The organism is Vibrio profundi (genome assembly GCF_043642225.1).
In the GTDB taxonomy this organism is placed as follows: Bacteria; Pseudomonadota; Gammaproteobacteria; order Enterobacterales; family Vibrionaceae; genus Vibrio; species Vibrio profundi_A.
The window spans coordinates 108,227-123,040 of record NZ_JBHZSF010000015.1 but is presented as its reverse complement, the minus strand read 5'-3'; the positions used below and the strand labels follow the sequence as shown (position 1 = coordinate 123,040).

Below are 14,814 nucleotides of genomic sequence, written 5' to 3'. Positions count from 1 at the left end.
ATTTGGAGGCGCCTCCCGGAGTCGAACCGAGGTCCACGGATTTGCAATCCGCTGCATAGCCACTCTGCCAAGGCGCCTTTTTATTTCAACACTTTAGAGCCGCTTTAAAAAGCTGCGCCGCTGTGTTCGGGTGCCTACTTTACGGATTGAGCGAAGATAGTCAAACAAAATAGTACAATTAAATTTTGTTTGCTGACATTTGAATCAAATCGGTGTTTGTTCGATCTTTTTTGTAGGATTTTGTACGAAAAATAACAGGTTACCACTTCTTCATGAGACGGCCGACAAGACTAGGATGATACGCCCAACAATGATCAAACATGCTCATGAGTTGAGGATTACCATATTTTGAGACACTAACGGCATGAAACCTATTTTTATTCGCCTTGAGTTTTTCCACTTGCTCTAGTAATTCATCCGACTGCTTAGGAGCAATAAAATCAGAAAGAACCACTAAATCGGCGTTTTTGTACTTATCACCCATCATTAGATCGATTGACTTAATCAATACAGGCTCTAAGTCCGTACCACCGTGGAAACTGTAACTAAGGAAATCACTTACTTCACGTAAACCATCTTGTCTGGTCAATTCATAAGTGATCTGTTCTGTTGAAAAGAGAATCACGTAACATTCACGCTGCTCTGCCAACGCAATTTGCATCAACGCGTATGCCATCGCTTTTGCACATTGCTCTGGAAATCCACTCATTGAGCCGGATGCATCAACACAGACAATAAACGGTCCTTTTTCCACATCCATTTTCTTATGATCTGGTTTATGCGCCTTAACCTTGCGAAGAGTTCGAGCTTTACCTTTAGTGCGGTAGTTCATCAAACGCTTATCAGCGAGATGCTTATAGAAGATAACTTCAAGTTCAGGGTACGCAAGAAACATGGTTTCATTCGGCAACAACTTGTTTAGATCATCGCTTTCATGAATGCCGACGATGTCGTCAGTTGCTTCATCACTTTCTTCTTCTACCATTTGAGGGACTTCAGCTGGCGCTTTGTTAAGTGATGGATCATCAACATTACCTGCCATTCGACCTAACTTCTCAGCTATTTCTTGAAGTCCTTTGTTTTTCAGTAAAAACTCAGCATGATTCTTCATCACCGAAACATCAGTTTTGCTGAGCTTCGCAGAAGCCATATCCCACAAGCGCCCAACACTGCCCTCATCTCCACTTTCAGTCACACGGTCCATATTTTTCATGGTTTCCATGCGCTGATAGAGATCGGTAAGCATCTTTTCTTTGCTAGCTTCTAATTCAGAAACCTGCGCTTGCTGAATCGCATCAGATAGGGATTTGTACCACTGGTCGCAAAAGTAATGAGGGAACATTGGATTGTTCACCCCCTTATTCTTTTCTATTAGACGACGGGCTTGCAGATAAAACGCTGAGTGCCACTCTAGCTTCTTAATGACATCGTTAATTTCGACAAAGAACTTGTCTTCATCCCAATAGATGACTTCTTGGTAGAGGGCCAATTCTTGTTGAAATCGCTCTGTATCGCATACTTTTGTAACGCGCTTGGTGACTTTACCTCGCCATTTCAGCAAGTGATTCTTAACGGAGTTTTTAACGCCTTTGTTCTCAGCCATCATCATAACTTGTGACCGAGCCATCAGGTCATTCACAGCTGTATCAATGACCCCTGAATCGGCGAGCATCATTGCAAGGCTTAGTCCATCTGCACCTAACATCTAGCTTCCCCTACTCAAAAATCTTATCTAAGTTTTTGATGCGCTGAACGACCTTCTTACTTTCCGCTTGAGTAGATTCAAGCAACTGGCCAATTGATTGAATACTAATTTCCATTGCTTTCGGTAATTCTGGATCAATAAAGCTATGTGGAAGTGCACCATGAAAATCTGAACGAGCTTTACGTAACTGATGCTCGGCTTCATTAAGTTGTTCTAGGGCTTTTTCGGCTTTTGATGACCACGCGGCGTAGGTTTCTTCAGCCAGACCATCATTTGTCACAATGCCAACTAGCACGGAACGATTGGCGATGTCTTTAATGACGAGTTGGTTTGAAGCATCTAAGCCAAACTTCAAACGGCATAAGTGTGTATTTTGGTTAACATAACCATATGCTTCACCTTGGCCTTCTTTAATAACCTTTTCAAAGTCATCTTTGCCAATGTATACCCAGCGGCTATCGCCTTTCTCCGATTCCGAAACCGACATGTTACTTTGGAGCAAAGCCAGCTTAATTAAGTTATGAGCTGTCCCTACGCTGTATTTCTTTGCATCGCTGATATCAAATTGATAGACATCTTTTCTTAGGATTCCAGACGTGGTCTCCATAGATAGACACATCGCCAGTTCAGACTCAACAGAGTCTTGGACGTCTTCGAGATCCTCACGACACATTTCCACTTGGCCTTGAACATCTTGTTGATCAAAAGCGCTATTGAGAGCAAAATCTTTGATTACATTTCTAACAATATCGCGCGATTCAGGGCTATTCCATAAACAGTCTTGTAGTAGCAGTAAATCAAGTGGGTTAATTGTGTCGCGACCATTAAAGAAAGCACTCGCTTTCAGCAATTTAACGGCCTTTTTCCAGCGACGATCCGAAACATATAAATCAGATTCAGCTAAATTTACACCCTGAGATTCAATGGTTTCTTCGAGCATGTTCTTAAGCTGATAAAGCTTTTCAAAACCGTTATCCGTTAGCTCTAGTTTCTCGAGTTCTTTTTGCCAATGATGATATTCAATATTAGTAATAGCCAGCCCTTCGGGGATGACTGCTTCCTGAGGGGTACCGACGGTTAACATCGACTTGAAATTTTGCTTATTCTGGATTCGGTTTACGAACACACGGACTAACATACGGTCATATAACGCATCTAGGCCGCTATCTTCATCTGGCAATTCGTTCGAGGCAGAAACCAATAGACGCATCGGAACGCGTTCAATATCACTGCCGTTTTTAAATGTTTTTTCGTTCACAACGGTGAGCAGTGTATTAAGAATAGCAGGGCCTGCTTTCCATATCTCATCGAGAAACACGACTTGTGCAGTAGGTAAATAACCATCGGTTAAACGTACGTAACGACCGTTATCCTTCAATTCTTGAATACTAAGAGGCCCGAATACTTCTTCTGGCGTCGAAAATCGAGTCATTAGGTATTCAAAATAGCTACTGTTGTCGAAGGCTTGGATCAAACGTTTTGCGATGAGACTTTTTGCGATTCCCGGAGGGCCTAAGAGGAATACACTTTCGCCTGCAAGGGCGGCTAGTAAACAAAGCTTGATGGTATCTTCACGTTCATAAACGCCGTCAGACAATGTTGCAGCAAGCTTATTAATTCGTTCCGATAGTAACGCTTTATCAGCGTGAGAATAGATGGATGGATTCATCAGAGCTTTGTTCCTCGAAACTAATGGTATCTTCAACTGTATATACCTTTTTATACATTTGTTATTACTTTGTTACAAGTGTATTTTTTATTTGAATGCTACTTATATCAGGAATTTAATAATGTAATTTTGTAGCAATCAAAGTTTGCACTTTTGAGATGAAAATCACCTTTGGTATACAGTTGTGGATTATGAGTCATGTTTTATCTCTTTCACTTATGCTTCTTTGTGGTTATTGTTGGCTGTCCCCCCCTTATTTTAAGGGCAGTTAGCTAGAGTAAGTGACACCAATTGCATGAGCAAAATTATCCATAGATGGAAATGTATATCTCTCGTAGAAGAGAACGTTTCTTTACCTAACGGCAAAACCATAAACCACACCACTATTCATCACCCCGGTGCGGCCGTCATCCTGCCAATCACCAATGACAATCAAGTCATTTTGATTAACCAATTTCGTCCCTCTTTAAATAAATGGTTACTAGAACTTCCAGCGGGAACTATGGAGCCAAACGAAGTACCGGATCAATGTGCAGCCAGAGAATTAGAAGAAGAAACTGGCTATAGCGCAGACGAGTTCATTTCACTTGGTCAAGTGACTCCCCTAGCAGGCTTTTGTGATGAAATTCAGTATCTATATGTCGCTAAAGGGCTCACGCACACCTCTCGCTACGAATGCGATGATGATGAAGTGATTGAAGTGATAGAACTCAGCATTCAAGAATTAGAAGAAAAAATAAAGAACGACCAAATTACCGATGCGAAAACCATCGCTTGCTTAAGTAAAGCCAAACTCTGCGGCTATTTATAGGAGATACCACATGGACTTTCGTTCAGATACCGTTACTAAACCCTCTCAATCCATGCGCGAAGCTATGGCAAAAGCCGAAGTCGGAGACGATGTGTACGGGGACGATCCTACCGTAAACGAATTAGAACAATGGGCAGCGAACGAAACTGGCTTTGAAGCAGCCCTATTTACTTCTTCAGGCACTCAAGCAAACTTGCTTGGTTTGATGTCCCATTGCGAACGTGGGGACGAATACCTTTGTGGGCAGCAAGCACACAACTATAAGTACGAAGCTGGTGGGGCAGCAGTCCTTGGTTCAATTCAACCCCAGCCTATCGAAAACAACCCTGATGGCACTCTAGACTTTGCAAAGTTGGCTGCAGCCATCAAACCCGATGATAGCCACTTTGCTCGTACTAAACTGCTAAGCCTCGAGAACACAATTAATGGCAAAGTGATCCCGTTAGAATATCTCGCCCAAGCACGTGAATTTACCAACCAACACGGTTTGCAGCTTCATTTAGATGGCGCACGTGTATATAACGCCGCGGTCGCACTTAATGTCCCGGTGCGTGAGATTGCTCAGCACTTTGACTCAATGACGATCTGCCTATCAAAAGGGTTAGGCGCGCCCATCGGCTCTCTGCTTTTAGGAAACAAAGCGTACATAGCGAAAGCTAGACGCTTACGTAAAATGGTCGGCGGAGGCATGCGTCAGGCGGGTATCCTAGCTGCAGCAGGAAAAATGGCACTGACTGAAAATGTTTCGCAGCTCAAATGTGATCATGATAATGCAAAAGCATTGGCTATTGGATTAAGTCAAATTGAAGGCGTGAACGTAAATCCAGACTTCGTCGAGACCAACATCGTTTTTGCTAAACTGTCCGATTCTATCGATATTCATAACATCGCATCAAAGTTAGCGCTTGATGGTATTACCATCTCGCCAGGGAACCCGGTTCGCTTTGTCACGCATAGAGACATTACACGGCAAGACATAGATTTGTTCTTAATCAAATTCAAGTCATATGTATAAGCAAACTGCTTGAGCTTCCCCCTAGGGGAAGCTTTACTCTTGGGCTAAACCCAATATATGAATAACTCTATGTTTAAAACGTTCTTCATTTTAGTTCTTGTCTCGATTTCATCATCTTCTCTAGCCAGTGACTTCGGCGATCCAGCGTTAGGTAAAATCAAATCTCCTAGCTGTGTTTTTTGCCACGGAGCAACAGGAACAACGTCTAACCCTGCCTACCCTAACCTGTCAGGCCAAGACGCTCTTTACTTATTGAACGCAATGAAAGCCTACCAAAATGGTGAACGTCAGGGGGCATTTTCCGACATGATGAAAGCGCAGTTGCACCGGCTAAATGAACAAGATCTTAAAGATATCGCCGCTTTCTATTCAAGCCAGACTAAGTAATCGATACAAAAGGTATTCACCTTAATGGTTAAGCATGATGCAATTTTCTGCTGACCAGCGTCGCCGTAATATTCAAGCGCACGCTGCGATATCCACGCCCAATGACCTAAATAAAAAGAGCGGCCAATTAAGCCGCTCTTTTAAGTACTAAATGTCTTTATTCTGTCGCTTTCTTTTTCGGAAGTTTAAACGTCAGTAACGTTTTCACTTTTCCTACAAGATTGCCAATATCCTGTAAAATCATATACAAACACGGCACTAGAACCAAAGTAAGCAACGTAGCAAACAGTACAGCAAACCCAAGAGCCACAGCCATTGGAATTACAAATTTAGCTTGAAGACTCGTTTCAAACATAATCGGCAATACACCAACAAAAGTCGTGATAGACGTGAGGGTTATCGCTCTAAACCTTGCACAGCCTGCTTCCACCACTGCCTGCTTAATGTCCATACCTTTGGCTCTGACTTGGTTTACGTAATCAGTCATCACCAAGGAATCATTGATTACAACACCTGCAGCCGCTATTAAGCCGAACGTCGACATCATGCTTAGATCTAAGCCAAATGCATAGTGTCCCCAAATCGCCCCTGTGAGGCTGAATGGTATCACTGACATAATGATCAAAGGCTGGCTGTAGCTCTTGAGTGGCACGGCAAGCAAGATATAAACAATGATCATACCCGCGATAAAGAACATGATTTGTTCACTTTGCTGAGCCTGTTGCTCCTCAATTGAACCGCCAAGCTCTGTTTTAACACTTGGGAATAACCGCTTCATCGCAGGTAACAAGTTGTCTTTGATGTTGGCTACCACCTCGCCGGGTTCAACGACTTCTTCATCAATAGAACCGTACACATACACTGTTCGATAGCCTTGCTCTCTACGAATCTCTGATACACCTGGTTTTTCTTCGATTCTCACGACATCACCAAGCATCACTTTCTTGCCTTCTGGTGTTGTAATAACCGCGTAGCGAAGTGATGAGAACGCTTCCCTTGTCAGTTTAGGGTAACGAACCATAACTTTGATTTCTTCGCCATCACGAATCAAACGCTGTGCTTCTCCACCATAAAAACTACCCCCTACTTGCAATGCAATATCCGTGAGGTCTAAACCTAAATCGTAGGCAACAGGCGCTAGCGACAGAAGCACTTCTTTACTTCCTGCATCAATAGACGAAGAAATATCATAAAGGCCTTTTTGCTGCTGAAGCTCGGAAATTAGGTAACGGCCCGCCTCATTCAAGTTTTGAATGTCAGAGCCGAATAACAAGTAACCAAACTCGTCACCCGAGCCACTGCCGTTCACATCATCTTCGATTGTGAATGTTTTAAGCCCTGGAATCACCGGTAAGTTTTCACGCCACTTTCTAGACAATTCGAACGTATCAAACGGTCTTAACTCTTCATCCACCAGCGGAACAATTATTCTTCCGGAAGTTCTATCTCGATTAAAAGACAGGAGATCCTTAATCATACCTTTCCCATGTTCTTCGATAGTGTCTTGCTCAACTTGCCAGATCACTTTTTCGATTTGTTTCAGGGCCTCGATGGTTTGTTCGCTCGACACATTATCATTCATCGTAATGCTTACACCCGGAAAGTCATGAGGGACTTTCGGCGTCGGGACAATACGAACATAGCTCGCCATCACCATCGCAATGCTAATAACCAATGCAAAGATGAACAGCGACAACACCGACCAACGCCAGTGCGTACAACGCGTAACAAAACGCTTATAAGGGCCGTTTACAAAGCCAAAGAATCGCTGATTAAATCGATCTCGCCACCCATCCTTTTTAATCGGCGGAAACTTGGTATGCGCCAAGTGTGCTGGAAGGATCAATTTGGACTCTATTAAGCTAAAGACCAAACATAGAATTACGACGGAAGCGATACCATAGAAAAACGCTCGTTCAGGGCCGGTCGACATAACAAACGGAGCAAACACCGCAATCGTGGTTAGGACACCGAATGTAGCTGGCGTTGCAACTTTTTGGACACCGCGCACCACATTATCCACCCCACCACCACTTTTCTCGATTTCTGTATAGGCACTCTCACCGATAACGATCGCATCATCGACAACAATCCCAAGCACCATAATGAATGCAAATAGCGAGATGATATTGATGCTGACGCCCAATACTGGCATCAGCATGACTGCGCCTAGGAAGCATACAGGAAGCCCAACCATTACCCACATCGCTAGGCGAACACGCAAGAAGATACTCAGCATTAAGGCAACTAGAAATGCACCTTGAAGTAAGTTCTTCAACATCATGTCCAAACGAGCGTTTAAGTAATAAGTCATGTCGACTAAGGTTTTGATCTCCAAACCTTGTGGCAACGTTTTATTCTTGTGCTCGATGTAAGCTTTAACAGAGTTGGCCACTGTGACCATATTCTGATCTTTGGTTGCCTTTACGGAAAAGTAGATAGCGTTTTCGCCGCTGTACTTGAAGTAACGCTCTCCTTCCGTGAAACCATCTTTGATCGTTGCGATATCCTGCAACAGCACCTTACCGCCGTTCGCACCGATTTTTACCGGAATATCGCGAAACTCTTCACCGCTGTAATATTGGTTTTCTATACGGACTGAAATCATTCCTGAGTTAGTACGTACCTCACCCGCTGAGTAGTTTGCTGAGTAGCGTTGAATGGCTTTGGTTACATCATTTAAGGTTAAGTCGTACTTTCGCAGCGTCTTTGGATCGACTTCTACCGCAATTTCTTCCTCTGGGGCACTTAAATCCACCAACATGACATTGTTCAGTTGAAGTAACTCGTCCTCTATTTTTTTCGCGATTGGCTTAAGTTCTTCTAACGGTTTATCCGCAACCAGTGACATTTCGATAACATCTTGCCTAAATTCGACTTGATAGACATTGATTGGCTCCATAGCGGCAGGAAAGCTCGCTATCGTATCAATACGTTGTTTAACGCTATCAAGCACTTCCGATAGATCTCGTTTTACATCGATTTCTAACGAGATGTGGCCGCTGCCCCTGCTTGCTGTAGAAACCGACTTCTTGATCCCCGTAACATCCTTCAGCGATTCCTCTAGCTTGACCAGAATGCTTTCTTCAATTTCTTGAGGAGACGCCCCTGGGTACGATGCACTGACATTAACGTAGTTAATCTCAATATTCGGAAACATTTGTCGCTGAATAAAGAAATAGCTGACGGTTCCCATGATCAATAGAAAAACCATGAGCAAGTTTGCCGCGACAGAGTTATTCGCAAAATAAGCGATTAACCCTTTGGGTTTTAACTGTTCCATGTTGATCCCTTACTGAGCCGAACTGTCGTTAGTATTTGTATCTTGAGCGACGTTAACTAACATCCCTTTTTGCGGGTACTCAGGAAGCGTCAATACCAATTGGTCTGCTTGCTGCAAACCAGAGGCGATCAACAAAAATTCACCTTCCGCTCGAACAACGTTCACGGTACGCGGATGAAGTTCGTTATTTTCATTCATTACCCAGACCGTGCGGTTATTCACATACTCTTGTGGCAACTTGTAAATATGCTGTAGCTCTTTGCCGCCGAAGCTCACCTCAACATAAGAACCAAACTTTAGTGCGGGTTTCTTACTGTCCAAGCCATATGGGTCTTTAATACGCACAACCATATTCACCATGCGTGTACTGCTATCAATCACACCCAAATCACGATCAATAACACCATTTCGCGTGACTTTCTCGATTCCATCCTGAACAACGGTCGCCGTTAATCCAGAATAGTTTTCAGGTAAGAACGCGCTATCAAAACCAGCAATAGGTACTTGAACTTCCGCCGATTCGACATTGTTTAGAACCGCCACTTGCGCCCCTGCAGACACATATTGCCCTACACCAATATCACGCTCGATCACTAACGCATCATAAGGTGCGATAACCACACAGTTTTCTAAATCTCGTTTCGCTCTTTTTAAAGCCGCTCGCGCAGATTTAACTTGAGCTTGGGCGCTTAGAACTTGAGGTTTTCTTAGGTATAAATCACTGACTTGCTTGTCACTGATTTTCTTAGCTTGGCGTTCAGCAACTTTCGCTTTAGCTTGCTCTTCAATCAGTGACGCTTGGGCGCTCGCTAGATTCGCTTCAGCTTCTAACACTGCCGCTTCATAATTATCTTTTTCGATAGTGAACAAGGTTTCACCACGCTTCACAATTCCACCAGTAATAAAGTTTTTATGCCAACTGATTACTTCTCCAGAAACGTGTGCAGACAAACGCGTGCTCTCTAAAGGTTGAACTTCACCATAACTGGTTATCACGACTCGATGGTCAGAAGGGAATAGCGATACTACCTCGACCGTCGGCTCTGACTGTATATCTGCCTTTTCTTCAGACTCAGGGGCACTTGCGGCGATAGCGGAATATCCCGCATAGGCACCTCCAAGCAGTACAATGGGAAATAGCCAACGTAATGATTTAACGATCATTAGAATTCCTTATAATAATTATGTCCTTAACAAATCTGGTCACTAGGACTCTGAACACACCAAATCTGTGTATATAGGTATAAGACTCAAGATTTTATAGAAGTTCACTTATTATTGATAATAAATATATGTATACGTAGATTAATCAAAACAAGCTCACTAATAAAGCAAGGCAATACTTGTGCCAAAATTTAGTTTCTTAATATCAATAGGTTAAGTTAACCTTAGTAAACAACAGAGCAATGAGTTGGTAATTTTCACCAAGATCAGGTTACATTCACCTCGTGAATATTAATATCCCAATTGCACCTAATACGCCGTTAGGCTTCATATTTTATAATCAACTACATCTACTGAACTTTGTCAGTAGAAGAGTCTTTTGCTACGTAATCTAGCCTCCTAACCATTTAATACAGGCGAAAACCTTTACACTCCCTGTTTTCCCCTTACAATTAGCGCAAATTCTGAAAACCAAGGTTATTCCCATGTCTATTCAATGGTTCCCGGGGCACATGCACAAAGCCCTGAAAGAAATTGAAGAAGTTATCCCGCAAGTAGATGTCATTATTGAAGTGCTCGATGCTCGTATTCCATTCAGTAGTGAAAACCCTGCAATCTCAAAGCTTCGCGGTGATAAGCCTTGTGTCAAAGTGCTTAACAAGCGAGATCTCGCCGACCCGGAACTGACGCAGTTATGGATTGACCACTTTGAAAAAGAAAAAGACGTTAAGGCAATGGCAATCACAACGTCGCAGCCTCAAGAAGTTCATAAAATCATGGAGCTTTGCCGAAAATTAGCACCTCACCGTGAGCAAATGGGCAAAAACATTCGAACCATGATTATGGGTATTCCGAATGTTGGTAAATCGACGATCATTAACACCTTAGCTGGCCGCACAATTGCTGTAACAGGTAACCAACCGGCGGTTACTCGCCGTCAGCAGCGTATTAACCTTCAAAACGGTATCGTACTTTCAGACACACCAGGAGTACTGTGGCCTAAAGTAGAAAACCCTCACAGTGGTTTCCGCCTTGCTGCCACTGGCGCAGTAAAAGATACGGCGATGGAATACGATGAAGTAGCATTCTACACAGTCGAGTATTTAGCGCAGCAATACCCTGAGCTACTCAAAGAGCGTTACCAAATCGAAGAGCTACCGGAATCTGACATTGAATTGATGGAAGAGATCGGCCGAAAACGCGGTGCTTTACGCGCCGGCGGGCACATCGATCTTCATAAATGTTCTGAAATTCTACTTCATGAGCTACGTAACGGGACCCTTGGCTTAATTACACTTGAGCTGCCTGAAATGATCACCAAAGAGTTGATCGAAGTAGAAATTGAAGCGGAACGTAAAGCTGCTGAAAAGATCAAGAAAAAAGAAGAACGCAGAAAGCGTTACTTGAAGAATAAGCGTTAAGAACTTCTTAATTATTCCGCATTTTACAGAACGTAGAGTGCGGGATAAATTCAACACCTCCTACCTCCTCTAAAATCTGCCTACAACCTGCTTCCTACATTTACAACTTCGTTACACACATACATACTGTAATTTCAACTTACCCCTTTTATTGCGCGTGTGTGGTATGCGGACTTATACAGGCTTCAAAAAACTCAGGTATCAGACCTACTTCAATAATGAAGTGTATTTGCCGTACGCTAAATTTGTGTACATCCCGATTGCAATGTTCATGGTATTTGCCATTACTGATGTTGTTCATTTCAAAGAAGAAAGCTACCTACCAGTAATCTTGAGAATTAGCGTGTGCCTCGCCATGATTGGTAGTGCCTTCTATTGCTTAAACTATAAGCCCAGAGCATTTCAGTTTTTCGAAGCGGTGTTACTTGTTTTCTCTTCACTATTTTTGGTATACGTTGGCCGCTTAGCCATTGATATGGGAAATTATGATTATCAAGGTGGGATACTACTGGTGATGGTTTACGCAGGCACGTTTTCAAGAATGTCAGCCCGTTATAGTCTAGCCGCACTCTTATGTTCCTTCTTGTGCTACGTGTTAGGCCTTGCGCCATTGCTGTATGAAGTCGACCCTCATCATGAAGTAGAAAGTTTATCTATCCATTTCTCGACGTTTATCCTCGTCGCTGCAGCCTGTTTAAGACGTGACTTAGAAGCTCACAAACGCTTTAGCCAAAGCCTTAAGATTCGCCAACAATCAATTATGCTACGCGAACAAGCGCGTAGGTTTAAATCGCTCTCTTTTATTGACACACTGACACAGTGTAAGAACCGCCTGTTTCTTCATGAAACCATTGAACCTAGCTTAACTGATAGCACCTCTATTGCCGTCTACATGCTCGATATTGATCACTTTAAGGGCATTAATGATAAATATGGTCATCAGGTAGGTGATGCGGTTCTTAGGGAGTTAGCACAGGGAATTCTTGCAAATCTGCCTGCTGACACACACTGTATTCGCTACGGTGGTGAAGAGTTTTTAATTTTGGCCAAAGGATTACTGTTCAGCGGTGTAGAAGTACTTGGTACAGCCTTACTTGAATCAACGACAGAGATAACGAGCTTTAAAGAAGAACGAGTCACAGTTTCGATTGGCGTTTCATTTCATGAGAAAACACTGCTTTCGCTTGATGCCCTGATCGAACAAGCAGACCAAGCGCTCTATCATTCAAAGCAAAATGGCAGAGATCAATTATCTTGGTTTATAAAATAACAAAAGGGAGCAAACGCGCTCCCTTAAGTTTCTTTGAACAAACCAATCTTAACTATAAGTGACTTCTTGGGTATTGCTGGCTAAATGCTTAGGAGAAGACCACGAGTAGACCTTTTCTTTTACTTTCGAGCCACATGGTGCAGCCCACACTTGCTCCAACTCTTCTTTACCGCCAATTGAGGAATAAAAACCCACCGCCTGAGAATTGTCTGTCATGACTTCAAGATAAAGACCAGATTCAGAGAAATATTGCTCAAGCCAGTTAGCCAATTCTCTTAGTAAAGTTCTACCTGCCCCTCGCCCGCGAAAACCGTCGTCAACATGCAGAGCGTCAATAAACGTTCCTCGTTCGAAGCTGTGATTACCGAAAGCACAAACAAACCCAATAAGTAAGCCGCCTTCTTCTAGAAGCAAAACGTGTTGATTGAAAGGTGGGTTGATAAGACGAGTTTGCCAGATAACTAAACGATCGTCGTAGACTTCGTTTTCTAGGTAGTCATCCGCCAGAATTCCTTTGTAATACTTTTTCCAACTATTAGCGTGTAATTGAGCTATCCGCTCATAATCCTTATATTCCGCTACTCTAATTTCCATCTATTAGCCCTTATTACTTCCTTTTAGCGCTTGTTTCTACATTTAACACTACATGTGCTTACATTTAAAGCAAAACATTCTAATCACATTTTACATATTCATAATTGACTTACACGTGTGCGCTGATATTCTAGCGAACAGTTGTAAGCTCAAAGGATTTTTGTCATGAAACCTGACACAATACATCAGGAAAAAAAGCCACCTCTTATATGGCTTAACATCTTTATATTTAGCTTTAGTATGTTGCTTGCGGTCGTCGCTGCACCTGTTTACGGGTATTACTTCGGCTACGGTACTGAACACTGGATTTGGCTTCTTATTTGTTTCTGTTTCTGTAACCTTTCGATTACGACAGGCTACCATCGGCTTTGGTCCCACAAAGCGTTCGATGCACATGCGAGCCTAAGATTTCTATTTGCATTAGGTGGTGCGTTCGCTCTACAAAACAGCGCGCTTCATTGGTCTTCCGATCACCGTGTTCACCACAAATTTGTCGATAACAACGATAAAGACCCATATTCGGCAAAACGTGGATTTTGGTTTTCACACATTGGATGGATGCTTCGTCATTACAATAAAGCAACTTATGACGACTACTCGAATTGTCGAGATCTGAAAAAAGACAAGGTCTTGATGTGGCAACATAAGTATTACATTCAACTAGCAATACTGATGAACTTTGGTGTACCTATTGCGTTGGGCGTAATCTATGGCGACGTGCTTGGAATGCTACTTATGGTTGGCGCGGTACGACTAGTATTGAACCACCACACCACTTTCTTTATTAACTCACTTGCTCATATTTGGGGATCGCAGCCCTTTACTGATAAAAATACGGCACGTGACAACGGTATCTTGGCGTTTTTAACATTTGGTGAGGGTTACCATAATTTCCACCACATCTTCGAGAATGACTACCGTAACGGTATCTACTGGTGGCAGTATGATCCAACAAAATGGATCATCAAGGCATCTTCTTTAGTTGGCTTAGCCAGTAAACTTCGTCAAACGCCACAAGTCAGAATTGATAAAGCACGAGCTACAATGATGCTTAAACGAACTCAGAACCGTATCAGCCATTTACCAGATAGGCAGCAGGTCGCGGAGAGGCTACAACGTGAGTTTGACGACTTGGTCAAAAGCATGAACGACTATTATGAAGTGAAGAAGCAGCTTCTAGAGAGTAAAAAAGAAAACGTGGTGAAAAAATATGAGCACTCCGTATTGAAATTACGTTATCAAGAAATCAAGTCTGACTTAGAGCACCATAAAATGGTTTGGTCTAAAACAGTCACTCAATACTCTTAATTTTTATGAACCAAAGTGCTACTCATTGAGTAGCACTTTGTCATTATTTCACATTCACCCTTTCTCAGCCTAAATACTGACTCCCCCAAAAGTCGCCCTCATATTCGTGATCCAAGGCATATCGCAAAATTTCAAAATTTGCACTTCTCGATCTTTCGACTTAATTTTTATTAGTAATGCGATGAAA

11 protein-coding genes and 1 tRNA gene are annotated in these 14,814 nt (G+C 42.7%); 6 read left to right on the top strand and 6 right to left on the bottom strand.

Translation table 11 applies throughout. The features are described 5' to 3' along the window. Positions 1-3: 3 nt before the first annotated feature. The 3 genes from ACHUFI_RS19135 to ACHUFI_RS19125 form a co-directional block, all read right to left on the bottom strand. Positions 4-77, bottom strand: a tRNA-Cys gene (locus tag ACHUFI_RS19135). Positions 78-259: 182 nt separating this feature from the next. Then, the gene (viaA, locus tag ACHUFI_RS19130; protein WP_394252050.1) at positions 260-1,705 is read right to left on the bottom strand and encodes an ATPase RavA stimulator ViaA; all 1,446 of its coding nucleotides are present in this window, start codon (positions 1,703-1,705) and stop codon (positions 260-262) included. A gap of 10 nt (positions 1,706-1,715) precedes the next feature. After that, positions 1,716-3,374 (bottom strand): ATPase RavA domain-containing protein, encoded by a 1,659-nt coding sequence (locus ACHUFI_RS19125; RefSeq protein ID WP_394252048.1) that lies wholly within the window; start codon positions 3,372-3,374, stop codon positions 1,716-1,718. A gap of 295 nt (positions 3,375-3,669) precedes the next feature. On the opposite strand from ACHUFI_RS19125, the gene ACHUFI_RS19120 reads away from it, so the two are divergent. The 3 genes from ACHUFI_RS19120 (at position 3,670) to ACHUFI_RS19110 (ending at position 5,587) form a co-directional block, all read left to right on the top strand. Further along, complete coding sequence (locus ACHUFI_RS19120; RefSeq protein WP_394252046.1) at positions 3,670-4,185, top strand: NUDIX hydrolase; 516 nt, start codon at positions 3,670-3,672, stop codon at positions 4,183-4,185. 10 nt (positions 4,186-4,195) lie between these two features. Then, positions 4,196-5,200, top strand: a complete 1,005-nt coding sequence (gene ltaE / locus ACHUFI_RS19115) for a low-specificity L-threonine aldolase (protein WP_394252044.1) — start codon at positions 4,196-4,198, stop codon at positions 5,198-5,200. A 69-nt stretch (positions 5,201-5,269) separates the two neighbouring features. Next, on the top strand, positions 5,270-5,587 hold the full coding sequence (locus ACHUFI_RS19110) for a c-type cytochrome (RefSeq protein ID WP_394252042.1): 318 nt from the start codon (positions 5,270-5,272) through the stop codon (positions 5,585-5,587). Positions 5,588-5,744: 157 nt separating this feature from the next. Here ACHUFI_RS19110 and ACHUFI_RS19105 read toward each other — a convergent pair whose 3' ends face one another. Further along, positions 5,745-8,870 carry an efflux RND transporter permease subunit gene (locus tag ACHUFI_RS19105; protein ID WP_394252040.1) on the bottom strand — a complete coding sequence of 1,042 codons (3,126 nt, stop codon included), beginning with the start codon at positions 8,868-8,870 and terminating at the stop codon, positions 5,745-5,747. Between the two features lie 9 nt (positions 8,871-8,879). Beyond that, the gene (locus tag ACHUFI_RS19100) at positions 8,880-10,034 is read right to left on the bottom strand and encodes an efflux RND transporter periplasmic adaptor subunit (RefSeq protein ID WP_394252038.1); all 1,155 of its coding nucleotides are present in this window, start codon (positions 10,032-10,034) and stop codon (positions 8,880-8,882) included. 485 nt (positions 10,035-10,519) lie between these two features. On the opposite strand from ACHUFI_RS19100, the gene ylqF reads away from it, so the two are divergent. Together ylqF and ACHUFI_RS19090 are read left to right on the top strand one after the other, a co-directional pair. Then, positions 10,520-11,455 (top strand): ribosome biogenesis GTPase YlqF, encoded by a 936-nt coding sequence (gene ylqF, locus ACHUFI_RS19095; RefSeq protein ID WP_394252036.1) that lies wholly within the window; start codon positions 10,520-10,522, stop codon positions 11,453-11,455. A 229-nt stretch (positions 11,456-11,684) separates the two neighbouring features. Next, a complete protein-coding gene (locus tag ACHUFI_RS19090; RefSeq protein WP_394252034.1) occupies positions 11,685-12,725 on the top strand; it encodes a GGDEF domain-containing protein in 1,041 nt (346 codons plus the stop codon). A gap of 48 nt (positions 12,726-12,773) precedes the next feature. Here the strand turns inward: ACHUFI_RS19090 and ACHUFI_RS19085 are convergent, their stop codons facing one another. Further along, complete coding sequence (locus ACHUFI_RS19085) at positions 12,774-13,319, bottom strand: GNAT family N-acetyltransferase (RefSeq protein ID WP_394252032.1); 546 nt, start codon at positions 13,317-13,319, stop codon at positions 12,774-12,776. A gap of 165 nt (positions 13,320-13,484) precedes the next feature. Here ACHUFI_RS19085 and ACHUFI_RS19080 point away from each other — a divergent pair, with 165 nt between their 5' ends. Next, positions 13,485-14,627, top strand: a complete 1,143-nt coding sequence (locus ACHUFI_RS19080; protein ID WP_394252030.1) for an acyl-CoA desaturase — start codon at positions 13,485-13,487, stop codon at positions 14,625-14,627. Positions 14,628-14,814 lie beyond the last annotated feature (187 nt).